Annotated in this window: 21 protein-coding genes and 1 tRNA gene; 15 read left to right on the top strand and 7 right to left on the bottom strand. The window is 39.3% G+C overall.

Annotated features, from left to right (window positions below; genetic code table 11):
* Nucleotides 1–66: 66 nt before the first annotated feature.
* The 7 genes from J9537_RS06830 (at nucleotide 67) to J9537_RS06860 (ending at nucleotide 4,657) form a co-directional block, all read left to right on the top strand.
* The gene (locus J9537_RS06830) at nucleotides 67–672 is read left to right on the top strand and encodes a hypothetical protein (RefSeq protein ID WP_218257202.1); all 606 of its coding nucleotides are present in this window, start codon (nucleotides 67–69) and stop codon (nucleotides 670–672) included.
* 62 nt (nucleotides 673–734) lie between these two features.
* Nucleotides 735–920 (top strand): hypothetical protein, encoded by a 186-nt coding sequence (locus tag J9537_RS06835; RefSeq protein WP_010744672.1) that lies wholly within the window; start codon nucleotides 735–737, stop codon nucleotides 918–920.
* 45 nt (nucleotides 921–965) lie between these two features.
* Nucleotides 966–1,049, top strand: a tRNA-Leu gene (locus tag J9537_RS06840).
* Nucleotides 1,050–1,230: 181 nt separating this feature from the next.
* Nucleotides 1,231–2,055 carry a helix-turn-helix domain-containing protein gene (locus tag J9537_RS06845; protein WP_010744673.1) on the top strand — a complete coding sequence of 275 codons (825 nt, stop codon included), beginning with the start codon at nucleotides 1,231–1,233 and terminating at the stop codon, nucleotides 2,053–2,055.
* A gap of 78 nt (nucleotides 2,056–2,133) precedes the next feature.
* On the top strand, nucleotides 2,134–3,279 hold the full coding sequence (gene nagA, locus J9537_RS06850) for an N-acetylglucosamine-6-phosphate deacetylase (RefSeq protein WP_218257203.1): 1,146 nt from the start codon (nucleotides 2,134–2,136) through the stop codon (nucleotides 3,277–3,279).
* A gap of 129 nt (nucleotides 3,280–3,408) precedes the next feature.
* Nucleotides 3,409–4,107 (top strand): gamma-glutamyl-gamma-aminobutyrate hydrolase family protein, encoded by a 699-nt coding sequence (locus J9537_RS06855; RefSeq protein ID WP_218257204.1) that lies wholly within the window; start codon nucleotides 3,409–3,411, stop codon nucleotides 4,105–4,107.
* A gap of 31 nt (nucleotides 4,108–4,138) precedes the next feature.
* Nucleotides 4,139–4,657 carry a nucleotidyltransferase domain-containing protein gene (locus J9537_RS06860; protein WP_218257205.1) on the top strand — a complete coding sequence of 173 codons (519 nt, stop codon included), beginning with the start codon at nucleotides 4,139–4,141 and terminating at the stop codon, nucleotides 4,655–4,657.
* Nucleotides 4,658–4,724: 67 nt separating this feature from the next.
* Here J9537_RS06860 and J9537_RS06865 read toward each other — a convergent pair whose 3' ends face one another.
* The gene (locus J9537_RS06865; protein ID WP_218257206.1) at nucleotides 4,725–5,168 is read right to left on the bottom strand and encodes a hypothetical protein; all 444 of its coding nucleotides are present in this window, start codon (nucleotides 5,166–5,168) and stop codon (nucleotides 4,725–4,727) included.
* Between the two features lie 161 nt (nucleotides 5,169–5,329).
* Between J9537_RS06865 and J9537_RS06870 the strand changes: the two genes are divergently transcribed.
* Both J9537_RS06870 and J9537_RS06875 read left to right on the top strand, forming a co-directional pair.
* Complete coding sequence (locus tag J9537_RS06870) at nucleotides 5,330–6,031, top strand: ABC transporter ATP-binding protein (RefSeq protein WP_218257207.1); 702 nt, start codon at nucleotides 5,330–5,332, stop codon at nucleotides 6,029–6,031.
* Between the two features lie 12 nt (nucleotides 6,032–6,043).
* The gene (locus J9537_RS06875; RefSeq protein ID WP_218257208.1) at nucleotides 6,044–8,659 is read left to right on the top strand and encodes an ABC transporter permease; all 2,616 of its coding nucleotides are present in this window, start codon (nucleotides 6,044–6,046) and stop codon (nucleotides 8,657–8,659) included.
* Nucleotides 8,660–8,677: 18 nt separating this feature from the next.
* Here the strand turns inward: J9537_RS06875 and J9537_RS06880 are convergent, their stop codons facing one another.
* Nucleotides 8,678–9,274 (bottom strand): FUSC family protein, encoded by a 597-nt coding sequence (locus J9537_RS06880; protein ID WP_218257209.1) that lies wholly within the window; start codon nucleotides 9,272–9,274, stop codon nucleotides 8,678–8,680.
* Between the two features lie 100 nt (nucleotides 9,275–9,374).
* On the bottom strand, nucleotides 9,375–10,331 hold the full coding sequence (locus J9537_RS06885; RefSeq protein WP_218257210.1) for a Gfo/Idh/MocA family protein: 957 nt from the start codon (nucleotides 10,329–10,331) through the stop codon (nucleotides 9,375–9,377).
* A 189-nt stretch (nucleotides 10,332–10,520) separates the two neighbouring features.
* On the opposite strand from J9537_RS06885, the gene J9537_RS06890 reads away from it, so the two are divergent.
* The 5 genes from J9537_RS06890 (at nucleotide 10,521) to J9537_RS06910 (ending at nucleotide 14,069) form a co-directional block, all read left to right on the top strand.
* Nucleotides 10,521–11,054 (top strand): hypothetical protein, encoded by a 534-nt coding sequence (locus J9537_RS06890; protein ID WP_218257211.1) that lies wholly within the window; start codon nucleotides 10,521–10,523, stop codon nucleotides 11,052–11,054.
* Between the two features lie 16 nt (nucleotides 11,055–11,070).
* Nucleotides 11,071–11,856 (top strand): M15 family metallopeptidase, encoded by a 786-nt coding sequence (locus tag J9537_RS06895; RefSeq protein WP_010744683.1) that lies wholly within the window; start codon nucleotides 11,071–11,073, stop codon nucleotides 11,854–11,856.
* 9 nt (nucleotides 11,857–11,865) lie between these two features.
* Complete coding sequence (locus tag J9537_RS06900) at nucleotides 11,866–12,480, top strand: glycoside hydrolase family 73 protein (protein ID WP_218257212.1); 615 nt, start codon at nucleotides 11,866–11,868, stop codon at nucleotides 12,478–12,480.
* A 39-nt stretch (nucleotides 12,481–12,519) separates the two neighbouring features.
* Nucleotides 12,520–13,206 carry a beta/alpha barrel domain-containing protein gene (locus J9537_RS06905; RefSeq protein WP_218257213.1) on the top strand — a complete coding sequence of 229 codons (687 nt, stop codon included), beginning with the start codon at nucleotides 12,520–12,522 and terminating at the stop codon, nucleotides 13,204–13,206.
* Nucleotides 13,207–13,304: 98 nt separating this feature from the next.
* Nucleotides 13,305–14,069 carry a C39 family peptidase gene (locus J9537_RS06910; RefSeq protein ID WP_245001303.1) on the top strand — a complete coding sequence of 255 codons (765 nt, stop codon included), beginning with the start codon at nucleotides 13,305–13,307 and terminating at the stop codon, nucleotides 14,067–14,069.
* Between the two features lie 31 nt (nucleotides 14,070–14,100).
* Here the strand turns inward: J9537_RS06910 and J9537_RS06915 are convergent, their stop codons facing one another.
* Nucleotides 14,101–14,832: an HAD family hydrolase gene (locus tag J9537_RS06915; RefSeq protein WP_218257344.1), complete on the bottom strand. Its 732-nt coding sequence runs from the start codon at nucleotides 14,830–14,832 to the stop codon at nucleotides 14,101–14,103.
* A 215-nt stretch (nucleotides 14,833–15,047) separates the two neighbouring features.
* Here J9537_RS06915 and J9537_RS06920 point away from each other — a divergent pair, with 215 nt between their 5' ends.
* The gene (locus J9537_RS06920; protein ID WP_218257214.1) at nucleotides 15,048–15,539 is read left to right on the top strand and encodes a pyridoxamine 5'-phosphate oxidase family protein; all 492 of its coding nucleotides are present in this window, start codon (nucleotides 15,048–15,050) and stop codon (nucleotides 15,537–15,539) included.
* 39 nt (nucleotides 15,540–15,578) lie between these two features.
* On the opposite strand, the gene J9537_RS06925 is transcribed toward J9537_RS06920, so the two are convergent.
* From J9537_RS06925 to J9537_RS06935, 3 genes are read right to left on the bottom strand one after another with little or no spacing between them, the layout of a single operon-like run.
* A complete protein-coding gene (locus tag J9537_RS06925; RefSeq protein WP_218257215.1) occupies nucleotides 15,579–16,241 on the bottom strand; it encodes a DUF2238 domain-containing protein in 663 nt (220 codons plus the stop codon).
* Nucleotides 16,231–16,740, bottom strand: coding sequence for a nucleoside 2-deoxyribosyltransferase (locus tag J9537_RS06930; RefSeq protein ID WP_218257216.1), 510 nt, complete (start codon nucleotides 16,738–16,740; stop codon nucleotides 16,231–16,233). Before J9537_RS06930 ends, J9537_RS06925 begins: the two co-directional genes overlap by 11 nt.
* The gene (locus tag J9537_RS06935) at nucleotides 16,727–17,944 is read right to left on the bottom strand and encodes a GNAT family N-acetyltransferase (RefSeq protein WP_218257217.1); all 1,218 of its coding nucleotides are present in this window, start codon (nucleotides 17,942–17,944) and stop codon (nucleotides 16,727–16,729) included. Before J9537_RS06935 ends, J9537_RS06930 begins: the two co-directional genes overlap by 14 nt.
* Nucleotides 17,945–18,032 lie beyond the last annotated feature (88 nt).

Consider the following 18,032-nt stretch of genomic DNA (forward strand, 5'->3'; position numbering starts at 1 on the left):
AATTTAAAAGCATTTTTTCAGCATTTATGCTAAACTATGCTATATCAGAACGATGAGGATGATTGTATGCAAACGTATAGCAGAAAAAAGAGCCGCTTTCCTGCCTTTGACGATGAAGCAGGTGTGAAATTAGTACAGACGAATCAACGTGTCTTGTTTGATGGACAAGATGACTTAATTACAAGTTATCGCTTAGAGGCAAAGGATATCTTTGACCGACAATTACCAAAGAACAAACGGACGCGACGTGTAAATTTAGATGAAGAGCCACGCAGAGAGCTGGATCATCACAAAGCTCACTTACCGATGTATCAAGGGGATCGAAAAGAATCCAAAAAAGTTAATTTGTTTGAAGAGCGAAAGCCAAAAGGGACGACAAAGCCTAAGTCAACGTTTAATACAAGAAATGGCCGTAGCGCAACACCGTTTTCGCCTAAATTTGTTCCTTCTTCCTTGATTCCTGATGAGCCTGCTGATGCAATCTCACCGAGAGAATTGATGCAGCGGATGGAAAAATCGCGTCAGTCGTATATTCTATTTGCGCCAGATAATGAAGAAAAGCAACCGGCAATAGATAGAAAGAATTCACGGCAACGTTTGGATCGCTCGTTACGAGGGATTATGCAAGAGGACAATTCTAATATCGAAAATAGCAAGTATTTTCACGATTAATGCAGAAGGTGCCAATGGGCGTCCTTCTGTTGTTTTTATGAAGATAGGAGAGAACAAGAAACATGAACCCATTCGAGGAAAAAATTCGCCAATTAAGAGCTGGAGAGATTGACAAAATCGAGGTAACACGTGATGAATTTTTCTTATTTCGTGAAGCGTGGATCAAGCAAGAGGATAAAAAATTTTTTAGAGGGATTGCGGGATTGAAGGGAAATATTACTTACGTTTACGACACAACGATTGTATAGGTATTGACTTTTTCATTTTGTATCGCTATCATAAAAAGGAATTCTGCGGTGGTGTTGGAATTGGCAGACAAGCATGACTAAGGATCATGTGAGAGCAATCTCGTGTGGGTTCGAGTCCCATTCGCCGCACTTGGGTGTACCAATGATGGTACATCCTTTTTTTAATGTTAATTTTAAAAAATCCGTTTACATCTGTTCGTTTTAGAAGAAACCTTTGGTGCTTTTCGATCGCAAGAGTTGCTTGTCAATTCGTCATCAGATAAAATAAACTTATTAAAATGTGAATATGCATATTTTGGAGGAAACAGTAATGGAAGCGATTGGTCAAGTCTTAAAAGAGTTCAGAAAAGAACATGGCATGACACAAAAAGATCTTTCTGAAGGAATTTGTTCCCAAAGTGTTTTGAGTCGAATTGAAAACAATGAAGAGATTCCGAATATTTTTGTGATTCAACAATTATGTCATCGACTAGGAATCACGATTGATCAATTGATGCTAGATTTCTTACCGGAAGAATTATTTCTGCGCAAGTATTTTAACAAAATGTTTATGTATTTGCGAACCGGAAAATATTTAGAAATTCGAACGACACTAGAGTATTTGGATGAACGTCAAATTACTCATTTAGATAAAGATAGACAGCTAGCATGCTTTTTTAAAGGCGTCTGTGCGTATTTTATTGATAAAGAACCAGAAGCGGCTTTAGAACAGATTATACAAGGACTTTCGATTTGCGTCTCAAAAAAATATGACGGTTATTTTGATAGTCGAATCTTACTCTTGAGTTTTGCTGGTAAAATGAATTCTGTTTTAGGCAGAGTAAACGAAGCGCAAAATTATTACAATCAAAGCTTTGAGTTATTCCAGACGATGATGGCTGATTATTCTGAACGTAGTGAGCTCAGTAATCTTTTTGTGAACTATGGCACTTTCTTAGTGAAACACGAACGCTTGGACCTTGCTGAAAAAGTCGTTGATATGGGGTTGAAGTGGAATCGGCAGCAATGTAGCTATTACAAGTTGAGAGAACTCTTAGAATTAAAAATTTTGATGCTAGAGGCCCGAGATGAGTTTCACACAGTGATTAATTATAGAAAGATGCTGAGAGCCATCGAAAAGCTAAAAGATTTATAGAATGGTCTACACCATTCTTGACTTATTGGCCATTCAGGAGTAACTTTAAGGTACTAAGACAAAAAGGGAGAGCTCACAATGAAAACATTTATTTATGCTGACAAATTCTTTTTAAACTCTGGTGTTAAAGGCGCAGGTTATTTAGATGTCACTGATGGCATTTTTGGAACATATACGAAAGAAAAACCTGAAGGAGCAGAAATTATTGACCAAACGGGAAAATGGATTGCTCCTGGGTTAGTGGATACACACATTCACGGATATAAAAATCATGATGTAATGGATAATGATGCCGAAGGAATTAAAGTAATGTCTGAAGGGCTGCTATCATGTGGTGTAACCAGCTTCTTACCAACTACCTTAACTTCTTCAAAAGAACGACTAAAAGATGTCGCAGAAACCATTGGTAAAGTATACCAAGAGGTTGATGGTGCGAAGATTCAAGGGATTTACTTTGAAGGTCCATTCTTTACCGAAGAACATAAGGGAGCACAAAACCCTAGCTACTTCGGTGATCCAGATTTGGACACATTCCATGAATGGCAAGAAGCGTCAGGCGGGTTGATCAAGAAAATTGCACTAGCACCTGAACGCAAAGGTGTTAGAGAATTCGTTAAAACAGTGACTGATGAAGGTGTTGTCGTATCTCTTGGCCATTCAAACGCTACTTTAGAAGAAGCACAAGAAGCCGTAGAAGCAGGAGCCAGTGTCTTTGTCCATGCCTACAACGGGATGCGTGGTCTAAACCATCGCGAACCTGGTATGGTTGGGGCTTTACTAACCTTGCAACATGTCTTTTCAGAGTTGATTTGTGATGGCCATCATGTGCATCCTCAAGCGGCTGAAGTATTAATGGAAAAAGCTGGTCATGATCATGTTGCCTTGATTACTGATTGTATGATGGCAGGCGGAATGCCTGATGGCAACTACAATCTAGGGGAATTTCCAGTAGTCGTAAAAGAAGGTACTGCTCGTCTTGAATCTGGTAATTTAGCGGGAAGTATTTTAAAACTTAAAGAAGCGATTAAAAATGTGGTTGATTGGGACATTGCAACACCGGAACAAGCGATTATGATGGCAAGTTATGTTCCAGCAGTTAGCTGTAAGATTGACGATAAATGCGGGATGATCGCTGAAGGACGCGCAGCTGACTTCATCGTATTAGAACCTACTATGGACTTAGTCGCTACGTACCTTGATGGTGTTGAACGCTATCACGCTTAATTCATTCATATAAACTTGGTCACTTTACTCGGTCATTTTGGCCGAGTTTTTTTGTTCTTTCATTGTTAATCTGGTAAAATTTTCATCAAAAGTTATTGTTTAGAGAGAAGAACTTAGCAGGAGGAGCCTATGAGACCAACGATTGGTGTAATGCCTTTATATGATAATGAAAGAAAAAGTATTTGGATGCTGCCAGGTTATTTGGAACTAGTCGAAAAAAATGGTGGCATTCCGTTGATTTTACCGCTGACAACAGATAAAGAAATTTTAGCTTCTTTTTTTACTATCTGCGACGGCTTTCTTTTTACAGGTGGGCAGGATATAGACCCAAGTCTTTATGGAGAGAAAAAACAAGCTGTCTGTGGAGAACAATCTTTTCGTCGTGATGAAATGGAGTGTTTCCTTATGAAAGAAGCCATAGCTAAAAAGAAGCCAATTTTAGCAATTTGTCGAGGCGCTCAGTTGTTAAATGTTTTATTCGGAGGGACGCTTTATCAGGACTTGACGAATGACCATCCGACAGTTGTTAATCATCAGATGGTTGTTCCTTATGCGAGGGAGCAACACAAAGTATCTCTAATTGAGGGCGGGATGCTTCATCGCATCTGGCAACGGTCAAGGTTGGGCGTAAACAGCTATCATCATCAAGCAATCAAAGATTTAGGCGAAGGCCTTGAAGTCACCGCCGTTTCGACAGATGGGGTGATTGAAGGAATTTCGTTAAAAGAGGCAGCATTTGTTAACGGGGTGCAATGGCATCCAGAATTTTTCAATGCATCTACACCGGAAAATCAAGCTTTAATGGCAGCATTCTATTCAGCATGTTAAAGTTGCTTGAGAAAAAAGTAGGAGGGAAAAAATGGCATCGGATAAAGAAGAGCTTTCTATCGCAGACAAAGACAGTTTTCTTATGATTGTTGATTTGTTAAACGAGATGGGTATTCGTTACTGGATCGAAGGGGGATGGGGCATTGATGTACTTATTGGTAAACAAACAAGGCCCCATAGAGACATAGATGTTGATTTTGATGCTGACCAAGAGGAGCTGCTAGTGCAAAAGTTGATTGATTTAGGATATGAACAAATAATGGATCAACGACCAGTGCGTGCAGAGCTTTATCATCCAAACCATGGCTATATTGATATTCACCCATTTATTATCAGCAAATCGGGAACAATGAAGCAAGCAAATCCAGAGGGTGGTTTCTTTGAATTAGCCTCAGAGTGGTTCTCACAAGGGACTTTCGAAGATCGTTTGATTCCATGTGTCTCAGTTGAAGGACAGAGACTTTTTCACACCGGCTATGAGCTTAGAGACGTAGATTATGCGGATTTAAAACAGCTAAATGCTGCTTTTCCTCTAGCCGAAGAAGAATGATAAATAAATCTAGCTTCTTAGTCAATCAAGATATTAGGATTTTTCAAGGACAGCTTACAAAAAAGAATTATTCTTCCGTTAAATACCTATCGATTTCTTGTTGGGTCAGTCTTCTTATTTCAGTACCGGCAAATGCTTTAAAGTGAGTTTGGCGATAGAGCGCCTGCTTATTCTCGGTATATTTTTTCTTATGGTTGGCTAAATAGGTGGTGTAGCTCTCATCATCTAAAAAGATTTTATAGGATTTTCGTTTGGATTCACTGATCACTTCGTAAATTCCACAAGGAGCTTGCTGCAGATAATCAGCCGCTCGTAAATACAATTTTGCAATCGCTAGACTTTTAAATGGAAAATCTATTCTGCGTAATTGACGCTTCGGGTCCTTTTGTAGACAAATACACCTGCCGCAAGTACCACAAATATACTGTTCATGTTTTTCTAAGCATTCTCTTTTTCCGAGTATCGGTGTTGCACGATTATTCGCTGAATAGCATTCGATACATTCCTTCATGTTGACGCCTCCTTTTCTCTATTATCTATTCAAAAACTGTCATTTTCAATCACTAAAAAATTTAAGAGGCTGACGATATCTATCGTTGGCTTTTTTTCTCGCTATGTTAAACTAAAAAGAAAAAAGTTTTTCAATCAGCTTTGTCAGTAAGGGGAGATAGAATGGCTTATATAGATGTAATTGATGAGAGCAAACATTATAAAATGGGCGAAACAGTTATTAAAGCAAATGAGAAAATCAATTTTTCAATTGAAAAAGGCGAAGTAGCGGTGATTCTCGGACCAAGTGGTGCAGGGAAGTCTACGGTGTTAAATATTTTAGGCGGCATGGATAGCTGTGATGAGGGAAAAGTGGTGGTAGATGGCACAAATATTGCGGCTTTCAGTGATAAGGAATTAACCACTTACCGCCGAAATGATGTTGGTTTTGTTTTTCAATTTTATAATTTGGTTCCCAATTTAACAGCAAAAGAAAACGTTGAACTAGCTTCTCAAATCGTAGCCGACGCGATGGAGCCTGAAGCTGTGCTACAATCTGTGGGCTTGGGAGAACGGATGGATAACTTTCCTGCCCAATTATCTGGCGGGGAACAACAACGGGTTACAATTGCTCGAGCACTAGCCAAAAGACCAAAACTGCTTTTATGTGATGAACCAACCGGCGCATTGGATTTTGAAACTGGGAAGCAAATTTTGAAAATTTTGCAGGATACTGCACGTGAAAACGGTACAACGGTCGTAATCATCACACATAATTCGGCAATCGCACCAATGGCTGATCGAGTGATTCGAATCAATGACGCTAGGGTTCGAAGTGAAGAACTGAATGAACAGCCTCAGTCGATTGAAGATATTCAGTGGTAAGAGGTGATGATCATGAGGAAAGCGATACGACGTTCCAATTGGCGTGAGATTGGACAATCTAAAACGCGTTTTTTTTCAATTTTAGGGATTATTTTCTTAGGTGTCGCTTTTTATGTTGGACTGCGTGCTACAGGACCAGACATGCTGAAGACAGCCGCTAACTATTATAAAAAGCAGAACTTGGCCGATACACGTATCGTCTCTTCAATGGGATTGACAGATAAGGATATTAATTTATTACAAGGAATAAAAGGCACGACCATAGAGGGGCGTTATTTTCAAGATATTAATCTCAGCCAAGAAAACCAGGTTTTTCGAATTTTTAGCTATGACTCTAAGCAAACGTTGAATCGTTTAGTTGTGACAGAAGGCCGTTTACCTAGAAAAGCAGATGAAATTGTATTAGATGATTTTGCGAAAGAAAAAGGCTACGAGCTTAATAAGACATTCAATTTTGCTGCAGATGATCCATCTAACGCCTTTAAACGACAGGAATATACTGTCGTGGGTTTTGTTAAAAGTCCAGAGTTTATTGAGAATATCTCACGTGGAAACACAACAGTCGGAAAAGGGTCGATCGATTGTTTTGCCTTTATTTTGCCAGAAAACTTTACTCAACCAGTATTCTCAGAAGCGCTAGTCGCCTTTACGGATCTAAAAAATCAATCGGCTTACTCAAAGCAGTATGAGAAGCGATTCAAATCAGAACAAAAGAGATTAAAAGAGCAGCTGAAACCAATTGCCACATCTAGTTTGAAGGAGAGAAAGAACCAGCAGCAAAAGCTGTTAGATCAAGAAAAGGAAAACTTTCAAGCACAAACAGGCATAAACATAGAGGAGCTATCACCGGAACAAGTCTTGGGATTGACCAGAATAAATCCTGAGCTGCCAAAGCAGTTGGACTCGCTGGAGAAACAACAGCAAAGAATCGACTCCTTGCCTGCACCTGAGTACCATCTATTTGCTCGTTCTGATAATCCGGGATATAGCGAATATGAAGACAATGCCCAGCGCATTTCATCGTTAGCTTCGGTATTTCCTTGGATCTTCTTTTTAATTGCTGCTTTGGTCACACTGACGACAATGACTAGAATGGTAGAGGAAAAGCGAAATGAATTGGGGACATTTAAGGCGTTAGGGTACCGAAACGGAGAAATCGCAGAAAAATATCTGCTTTATGCTTTGTTGGCTGGAGGATTGGGTACACTGTTAGGACTGGGGATCGGTTTTTATGTATTGCCGAAAATTATCTTTAATGCCTATGGGCAGCTGTACAATTTGGAAAATGTAGTAACCCCCTGGTACTTAGAGTATACATTGATTGCTTTTGCCGTCGCTTTAGCTTGTTCAGTAGGATCGGCATGGATCGTTTTACGATATGATTTGAAGGCCACTCCTGCAATTTTAATGCAGCCCAAAGCGCCTAAAAAGGGGAAAAGAATCTTTTTAGAGCGTGTAACATTCATTTGGCGTCGACTCTCCTTTAGTCAAAAGGTTACTTTACGTAATTTATTTCGTTATAAGCAGCGAATGCTCATGACCGTAATAGGAATTGCTGGCTGTATGTCGATGATTATTACGGGATTTGGTTTACGGGATTCAATCGGCGATATTGTTACACTGCAATTTGACAAGCTGTGGCATTATCAAGGGACCACGGTCTTTAAAGAGGAACCTTCAGCATCAGAAGAACAGAGTTATGTCAAACAGCTAGAAACTTTCTCTGATTTTCAAGATCATCTATTTGTTTCATTAGAAACGTTTACTGCGCAAAAAGAGGGTGTCTCAAAACAAGAAATCAGTCTATCCGTCCCTAAAGAAAAGCAGCAGCTTTCAAATTTTGTGTCTTTTAGGGAACGAAAAACGGGAAAGAACGACGCCCTTACAGACAATGGAGTCATTATTAATGAGAAGCTTGCCAAACTGTTTGAGATAAAAAAGGGGAATACATTAACGATTCAATCTATTGCGGGAAAAGAATATACGGTGAAAGTAGCTGCGATAGCCGAAAACTATGTGGGACACTTTATTTATATGACACCAACGTATTATGAAAAAGTTTTTGCCAAGAAGCCGGTATATAATACGGATCTTTTATTGTTTACTAAAAATCCTGGTCAACAGGAAGAAGACCAGATGGCGAAGAAGTTAATGGAGCGTTCAGAAATCGCCAATGTAAGCTTCATGTCCAAATCTCGTGATACGCTGAAGGATACAGTGAAAAGTCTAAATATCATCATGTGGGTATTGATTGTATCAGCCGGGTTATTGGCATTTATCGTTCTCTATAATTTGACGAATATCAATGTTTCAGAGCGTATTCGTGAATTATCGACGATCAAGGTCTTGGGATTTTACGATAATGAAGTTGTTCGGTACGTTTATCGTGAAAATATTTTGCTGACGTTCATGGGGATTGTTTTTGGCTCATTGCTGGGAAAAATCGAACATGGCTATATTTTGCAGACAGTTGAATTGGACATGACGATGTTTTCGCCGGACATTCAACCGTTGAGTTACATTTACGCGAGTTTGATTACACTATTTTTCACATTAGTGGTAGGCGTAATCATGTACTTCCGATTAAAGAAAATCGATATGATCGAAGCATTGAAGGCAAATGACTAGTATAATAAAAGATCAGTCTCATTTTTGTTGAGACTGATCTTTTATTTGTTTGCGAACGTCATAGAGCATCTTATTTAAATCGGCTTCTTTCTTTCGCAGCTCCACGAGGTCTTCTTTGATTTGTTTTTCCTTTTCATCTGTTTGAGGTGTGATCGCTCCGTTTAGAGAGATCCCAATGATCGTTCCAATAAAAGTATCTAATACACGATTCAACGCATAGATAAACGATTCTCCTTGAGGAATACTCAAAGCAATCAGAAGCATCGTAGCGATCGCAGAAATAATTCCTGAATTATTATTGAGCCCATCCGAGATTACGATGACTAAAATCACCAGCAGGGGGAGTAAAAATAATTCAACATAAAAATCATTTTTAAAAAAAGCTTGGACATAATAAAAAATCAATGCCAATAAACCGCCGAGCGAATTTCCTAGTACCCGCGAACGACCGAAGGAAATGCTTGTAGTCAAATCCTGTCGCAAGGAGAAAACCGCGGCCAAAGCAGCGATCAATGGTGATCCGCGGTCGGTCACATGGAACAAAAGAATACACAGCATAACCGCTAAAGCAGTTTTTATCGTTCGCATACCTAAACGAAAGCGACCAATTTGCACGTTTTATCCCTCTTTCTTCTCTTTATATAGAATAGTTTAGCGGAAGTTTGACAAAAAAACAAAAGGCATCGTCTAAGCAATACCTTTTGTTGGAAGAAAATTATTTTTGCTGCCACTTTTGCTGCATCTGATCCAAAATATCGATAACATCCTTCGTAAAGAAGAGGGATTTATTCGGAAGATCACCGTTGATCATGTTTACCATGTTTTCAATTTCGTAGTTCATGGCATTTCCTGTAAAGCCAGATTCAATCAATTCTTTTGTTCCGTCATTAAAAACGAGCTCTGCCTTATCAGCTCGTGGATATTCATCCACGGTTAAATAGGCATTTTCAAAAGCAACAATCCCTTTTTTAGGCATTTTCGCTTGGAAGGTCAGGCTAATTGTCGCTAACTCATTTTTTTGGTTTTGCAGGATCGTCACGGATTGTTCGTCCACTCCTGTTGAAAAGGGAATCATCGTTGAAGCGATCACCTCTGGTTGTTCTGATAAGAACCAGCGAGCAAAGGATACAGCGTAGGTGCCGATATCCAGCAACGCGCCGCCAGCCAAATCGGGATTGAAGAAACGATTGGTGGGGTCTGGTTCTTTGTAGCTGCCAAAGGGGGCTTGGATCATTTTTAGTTTCCCTAATCGTCCACTATCCATCAATGCGTGAAGCTCTTGATATAAGGGCATGTTAAAGATGGTCATCGCTTCTGCTAAGATCACGTGCTGTTGTTCAGCCAATTCGATGGCTTCTTGTAATTCCTGTAAATTCATGGTGATCGCTTTCTCACAAAGGACATGCTTCTTCGCTTTCAGAGCTTGTATAATGTGTTGATAATGTTGGCGATTTGGTACCGCGATATATATAATAGAAATATCATCATCTGCTAACAATTCTTCGTAGCTGCCATAAGCTTTAGGCAAATCGTATTGTTTCGCAAATTCTTCGGCTTTTTCTAAAGTACGTGAGGCACAGGCAGTTAATTTACTGGTCGTTTGGTTAAAGTTTTCAGCGAAATCATGAGCGATGCCGCCAAGTCCAATGATTCCCCATTGTAAGTCAGTCATAATGCTCCTCCTAGTATTCGTTTGAGCTTTGAGCTTTTAATTTCGGTTTTATTGAAAATTAAAAAAAATCGAAACAAGCGTCAAGCTTTGTTCAAAGTATAGCAGTAAATATTAAAATATTTCAATCCATTTGCCAAAGGACTGTATTTTTTCTAAAAATTCAGTAGAATAAGAGAGGAGGGATTTTTCGTGAATCAAATTTATTTGGATTTAGTGATGAGTGCAATTTTTGAACAATTTCATAGCGAACAAGATTTTTATCAGGATTATTTAGGCGTCAATGAGGTTCAATGGCAGCAATGGAAAGCGGGACAGAATAATCTATCTCCCGAGGCGAATCAAAAGATTAAAAATCTTTTTAGTGATTACGAATGGATGTTAAGTCAAAAGGTCATTCGACAAACCTTTTTGTTCCCCGAAAAACGTCCAACTGCAGTTGCAGAATATCGTGAAATGAAAACGATCGTTGCACAGAAATGGATTGCCAGCGGATTAGCCCAAGTGGAGATGATTCCGTTTAAAAATAAAAATGAAGAAGAGAACCATGATTTTATCGACTTGCGCGTAACGATTGATTATGATAATTGGGGTTATAGTGATATACTAAGCTTTCGTTTACCCGCTCATATTCAAAATCAAATTGCCAGTGCACATAAGAAAACCGCACTGCTGGATTGGGTCAATGAGAACTTAACGGAAACCTATACGTCATTGGACGATTAACGAGAGGATTTTTACATTGAAAAAAACAGTAGGACTACTTTCAGTCATTATTATGTTTGGAATGACCGCCTATTCGCTTTTTTATAGTGCACCTGCAGAAACGGATGCGAAAAAAGCGACAGCCACGACTTACTCATTCGAAAAAAAGACGACATCGTCAAAAAAGAAAAATGCTGTGCAAAAAGCATTGCCTGATTCGAATGCAAAGGACTGGAATCTTGTCTTGGTAGGTCCTAAAAACAAAATTGAAAATGAAGTCGCTGAAAGTCAGTTAGCTACACTGTCAGATAATAGTCATCAAGTCGACAGTCGGATCGCCGCAGATTACGAAGACTTTTCCGAAGCTGCAACGAAAGCTGGTTTTCCCTTAGTCATTATCTCTGCTTTCCGATCGGTAGAATCTCAAAAAGAAGTATTTGATACGAATGTGAATGGCTTAGTGAGTGGAAATGGAATGACCGAAGAAGAGGCAATTGCTAAAACTAAGGAAACCATCACAGAACCTGGCTATAGTGAGCATCATACAGGACTGGCTGTCGATATCGTTGATCAAGATTGGTACAATACCTATCAAACACAGGTACTGGATGCTTCCTATGGGGATCAGCCAGGAGCTAAATGGATCGCTGAAAATGCACCAAAATATGGTTTTATCATTCGTTATCCAAAGGATCGGCAAGATATTACCGGCATTACTTATGAACCTTGGCATATTCGCTATGTTGGTAAGGAAAATGCAGAGTATATCACTAAGCACGACCTAACTTTGGAAGAGTTTTTGAAACAGTTGTCAGCCAAGTAAGGAGCTACTATGCCTAAAAAAACCTACAAAAAACGAAAGACCAAAACTTCGATCCCGCTAATTTTTGCGGGAATCTTAGTTATTGGGTTAGCTTTCGTTTTTTCTTTACATACATTATCTGATTTTGGGGTTGAGAAAGAGCAACAGGAAGAAACTTTGTCCCGTCAGGATTTCATTGATCAGTTGGTCCCACATGCGAAAGAGCTGCAGCAGGGATATGGTGTTTTGCCTAGTATTATTTTAGGTCAAGCCATTCTAGAGTCCAATTGGGGGCAATCTCAGCTTGCCAGTCAATATAAAAATCTTTTTGGGATCAAAGCATCAGGGAATCAACCAAAAGTCAGTTTAGAAACAAAAGAATATGTGAATGAGCAATGGATCACCATTCAAGGAGAATTCAAGGTGTATAATTCTTGGAATGAATCCTTAGATGATCATACGATGCTTTTTGTTAACGGAACGAATTGGGATCCCAAACTTTATGCCGGTGTACTGACGGCTACGGATTATCGCCAAGCCGCTCAGGCGCTTCAATCTGCCGGCTATGCGACCGATCCAGATTATGCGAGTAAGATTATCAGTGTCATCGAAACATATAACTTGGAGCAGTACGATCATTCATAGTAAAATTAACTTATGAAGTTGATTGGGAGATGAGTTTGAATGGCAGATAAATATGTACCTGAAATTATGACTGAATTACGTCAAGATATCGTTCGTGTACCGAAAGTAATTAAAAATGCGTCAGGGATCAGTATCTTTGGCAAATTGATTCGTTCGATCATTTTTACGACAGATATCGCGATTATTCGAAACACGGATGCGGATGCAGTAATTGCTGTTTATCCTTTTACGCCGCATCCAGCAATAACGAAAAGTATTATTGAAGCAGCGGATATCCCAGTGTTTTCTGGTGTTGCGGGTGGACTGACTCATGGAGCACGCTCCGCCTACATGGGAATGTTTGCGGAATCACAAGGAAGCTTAGGTGTGGTAGTCAATGGACCGACACCGGTGGAAACGATTCAAGCAATTTATGACGTTGTGGATGTTCCGGTAATCGCTACGGTCACTTCAAAGTATTCTAAAATTGAAGAAAAGCTTGCTGCTGGGGTGGAGATTATTAATATCAGCGCTGGTAAAGGTACTGTAGAAGCTGTTAAGCATTTCAGAAAAACTTATCCAGAACTGCCAATTATTGCGACTGGTGGTCCAGATGAGGAAACGATCGAAGCAACGATTGAAGCGGGGGCCAATGCTATCACTTACACGCCACCTTCAAACGGTGTATTGTTCAGTAAAAAGATGGAAAAATACCGTAAGATGGAATACGATGAAGATCATCAATAAAAAAGTTGTCAAAAACTAGGAATGGTTTTTGACAACTTTTTTTAGTTTCATTTAAGCTCGTTTCGAGATACTTACTTCAAGAGAAATAAAAGAGTGAGGTGAGTAAGATCAAACGCTTATTTAAATGGATATGCCTTCTATGTATTCTTCTGTCTGGATGCTTGTTCTTCTTTTATCAGGATAAGCAATCACAAGCAGACAGTAGCGACGTACAAAAGACAGCGCCATCAGAAATTTTACTTGCTGATAATCAAAGTACGACCAAATCATTGATCGACGTTCCTTTAGAAAACCAAAATACAGGCAGTATTCCTTTGGAAAATGGCTGTGAAATCACAGCATTATCTATGTTGTTGAATTTTTACGATTACGGTACGGATAAGAACGAACTGGCAGGCTTGTTGAACTATGTCCCTGTCTATGAAAATGAAGCAGAAGACATTCGAGGCAATCCTCACGAAGGGTTTGTGGGAAATATCTATGAAGGCTACGACGCAATGGGTGTAGCAGTGGAACCAATTGCTCAAGTAGCAGAGGAAATCGTTGGAACGAATCAGGAAGTTGTTGCTAGCAGTGACACGTCTTTTTCTGAATTAGTAAACCTTATTCAAGCGGGCACTCCTGTTTGGGTAGTCACAACAGTTGACTTTGAGGTACCAACAGCCAGTGATTTTATGACATGGCAGACGACTAGCGGTGAGGTGCGTGTTTCCCCTTTATGTCATGCGGTTGTTGTTACCGGAGTAGATGAAGATCACGTGTACGTGAATGATCCTTATGGTTATAAAAATCGAATCGTTGACCGACAGGACTTTGAAAAAACTTATCAAAGAATGGGTAGTCAATCGCTTTACTTAAGTTAAATGAAGGCACGGAAATCATCCGTGCCTTTTTCTATGCAAAAATGTGTTGGAATGTTGGTAACAATTGATCGAAAGAAGTTAATTCAATATCGTGAATTTGCGATGTTCCCTTTGGTAATTGGCGGTTGCGATGGTTTAGCCAAAGAGATTGCCAACCCGCACGCTTTGATCCAATGACATCGTTATTAAAATTATCCCCCACATATAAAGAGCATTCAGGGTTTAAGTCAAATTGTTTTTTCCCTAACTCAAATATTTCCACGTCAGGTTTTTCGTAACCCGTCGCTTGAGAAATGATGATATTGTCTTCGTTTACCCAATTTAATAGTCCTAGCTGTAAAATCTTTTTGTATTGATGATCCGTTGGGCCATTCGTAATGATGCTGATGGGGACTTTTTTATTTTTCAAATAATCGAGAGTTTTTTCCACTTCTTGATGCATGGTAATCGCGTCAAGTTCAGCTTCATAGACTTCTTGGAACATAAGTGCTTCCTCCTCTGTAATATGAGGATAATCCAAATCTTTCAGGGATTGGCTAATTCGATGAGACCGCATATATTCCAGTGACCATTCTTGTGTGATGACCTTGTTAAAGTTTGCGTCACTGTGTACACGGAAACGAGTGTAAAGGGGAAGCATATCCTCATCACTTACTAAAGGAAATAATTTTTGGACCGCCTTGCGAAATGGTTCTTGTTGATCGTAAATAGTATCATCGATATCAAACACGACAGTTTCAATCAAAATCGACACGCCTTTCATTTTCAGCAAATTTTCAAATAATTACAGTAGCTATTTTAGTACAAAAAATCACACAAAAAAAGAGGAAAATCGTTGATTAGAAAAGGTTTTTCCTACTAAAAAAGACAAACCCCAGTCTATCAATTTTCAGTTTTTTTAACTAAAAAAAAGATTTCTTTTTATTTTCTAATCTATTATGATTAGACTAAAGAAATGGAAAAGGTGGAGGGCTGATTATGCGCAGAAAAAAAAGACAAGTAACCGATAGGACTTCAATCCAAAATTTAGTAGAAGAAGCGCAGGTTGTGCGAATTGCGTTGAACGGAGAGGACTATCCATATGTTGTACCGGTTAACTATGGTTATGAGTGGGAGGACGATCAACTAACACTTTTTGTTCATGGTGCTACTGAAGGGAAAAAGGTGTCGATGATTAAGAATGACCCCAGAGTAGCTGTTGAGCTTGATGGGAATCATAGGCTTGTGGAAGGAACCATGAATGCAGCGACCTATTCCTATGCTTATCAAAGCTTGATAGGCTTTGGTAAAGCAGAAATAGTGGAGGATTTGGAAGAGAAAAGAAAAGCCTTGCATGTTTTAATGGATCATGCCGCAAAGGGAGCAGCTTTCGACGAGATTCCAGAGAGCATGCTCAAACGAACTGGAATTATCAAAATAGTGCTAGATTCCTATACGATGAAAGAGAACGTTCATCCAGATGAAAAGTAGAAAAGGTTCAAAACCGATAGTGCTCGGTTTTGAACCTTTTTATTTACTAATTTTCTTTAAGCGATATTCTTCAAAATAAGCCGCCTTGCCGCGACTTTGAATCCTCGCATAGATACCCATGAGAACCGCACCAATCGTATTGGTTAAAAGATCCCCCATCGTATCCATCAAAGCAGCTCGGCCAACCAATAGTTCGCCTGCAGAAGTTGCATACCGCTGAAGATTCATATCCGCAACAGTATCGCAGAGAAATTCCCAAAACTCCCAGAAGACACCACAAACACCGGCAAAGGCAAAACCAAACAGCAAGAACAACCAAGGGGAAGTTTTACTGATGTCCGCATCCTTCATAAAGAAACCAAGCAGTCCATAGCCCATCGCGGTTAAGACCATTGGACTAACCGTATGCAAAATTTTATCCCAGAAAGAAATGATGGAAATCATGTGCAGCGATGTTCCTAGAAAGACCGAGATCACTAAAAAGAACCAATAGAAATAAATGATTTTCTCAGGTAAAACAATTTTAAAAAGCTTTTCTATTATTTCAGGTAAAAAGATCAGTGCAATCCCTGCTAAACATTCAATTACAAAAATGACTCCTTGTTTCGTGGAGTATTTACCAATAACAAATTCAAAAATATTATAAATAAGACAAAGGGTACCGAATATTAATAAAGCCAGCCGATATTTTTTATAAGTCACGGAAATCACTACCTTCTAAATAAGATTTGATGGCTTCTAATAGAGCCTCTTCGTTGCTAACGATTGTACCGTTTAATTTAATCAAGCCCACTGTATAGAGATTTAAATAATGAAATTGATTCTCTGCTGGCGTTCTTAGCGCGTCAATTTTTTGCTGATTGTCCGCGCCTTGTTGCCGAGAATCCGTATATAAAGCAATCACAGGAATTCCTTTTGTATAAGCGACACCAATTTCTGAAGCGACACCCGCATCAATTGTTAAGCCATCTAATAACGCCACCATCAGATCACTTTTTAATACTTCATCAGTATCAGCTAGAGCGATCATTTTGCTGTCCGCATAAGCCGATTTGTCATTGATTCCTTCGTTTTCTTGTGGCAAATAAATGGTCAGGTTGTCATCAAGCTCTCGGATTTTTTTAACTAAATATTGATTATAAAATAGGTCACTTTGCGCAAATAAAGGTGCAGCAAAATAAATATGTTTAGAAGTAGTCACTAAAATAAGCCTCCATATCTGGTATTGTTGATTCTAATAATTCAATCGCCTTTTTGTCGGCATCCAGCCGTTCGATCCGTGCAAGGTAAGCAGCACGACGGTAATTCATCAGCATGCAAGTTAATGTTTGAATGTTCAAACGAACTCGCTTGCCTTTCGGTTCATTTGAAAGATGCAATTTGCCGTTCTTATCCCAGCTAAGAGCGAATACCCCATTGTTCCATTCCGCAATCGGATCATCGACGACAAAATAGAAGGGCTCTACTGGTTTTTCGAAAGGATATTCCAACAAGAATTCCTTCACATCGACAATTCGCGCCATGAAGAAAGGTGCAATCGTTTCTGTTATTTCGCTATCATCGAGCAGGAAGGAGAGCGGTTCATTTTTAAAAATATCTCCCTTTACCCAGTAGACCATGGAGAAGTGAGCGCTGATAAAATTCCACAGACCGTTTCGTGCTTCTTGATTCAAATAAAACATTTCTTTAATATGGAAAACTTCATCTGAGATCCAGTAAAAAAGTACCCCTGTCGGTTTTTTATCCGCATCATAATAAATCGCAGCGATCCGTTCTTCCTCATTTTCGAAACGCCAATATTCTTCCCAGTTAAGCTCCTTGCGAATCATAGCCCCGTGGTTGTTTAAAGCAAACTCGTGGTACACCTGGTAAACATCTGGATCATCGACTTCCTTGCGTTCAACGATGCCTGGCAGATCAACTTGTTTCGGTAATTGAGTATCCTTGATTTTGAAGCTGAGTTTGTCCGACATAATTTCCCAGCCCTTGCGACGATAATAGGGAATATTGTATGGATACAAATAGGAGATCCATTGGCGGTCTTCCCGCATTTGGATCAAGGCTTTTTCGATCAAATCCTTCATCAATCCATGATTGGCATATTCAGGATACGTCCCGACCCCAGTCACGCCACCCATTTGAAACAATTTTCCGTGAATATTAACTTCACAGGGATAAATAGCGATCTGAGAAATCAAGTTTTCCTCGTGGAACCAGCCAAAAACCTTTGATTGTTCCAATACAGGCTTCTTCGCTCGAACCATTTCCCGTTTATTTTCATAGCCGCTGTTTTCAATATCACTTTCGGTTACTTGAAAAACATAGCTGAGTAATTCATCGTACTGCGCTAAATGTTCTTCACCCACTGGCTTCAAGACTAAGTTTTTCTTAAAGTCACTATCCATTCTTTCATCTCCTAGTTCCTATTAATGTAATTATTTTTCTGAGGAAAAATAAATCTGATGTTCACCACGTATGTCATTCTACTAACAT

The organism is Enterococcus raffinosus (assembly GCF_019175485.1).
In the GTDB taxonomy this organism is placed as follows: Bacteria; Bacillota; Bacilli; order Lactobacillales; family Enterococcaceae; genus Enterococcus_A; species Enterococcus_A raffinosus.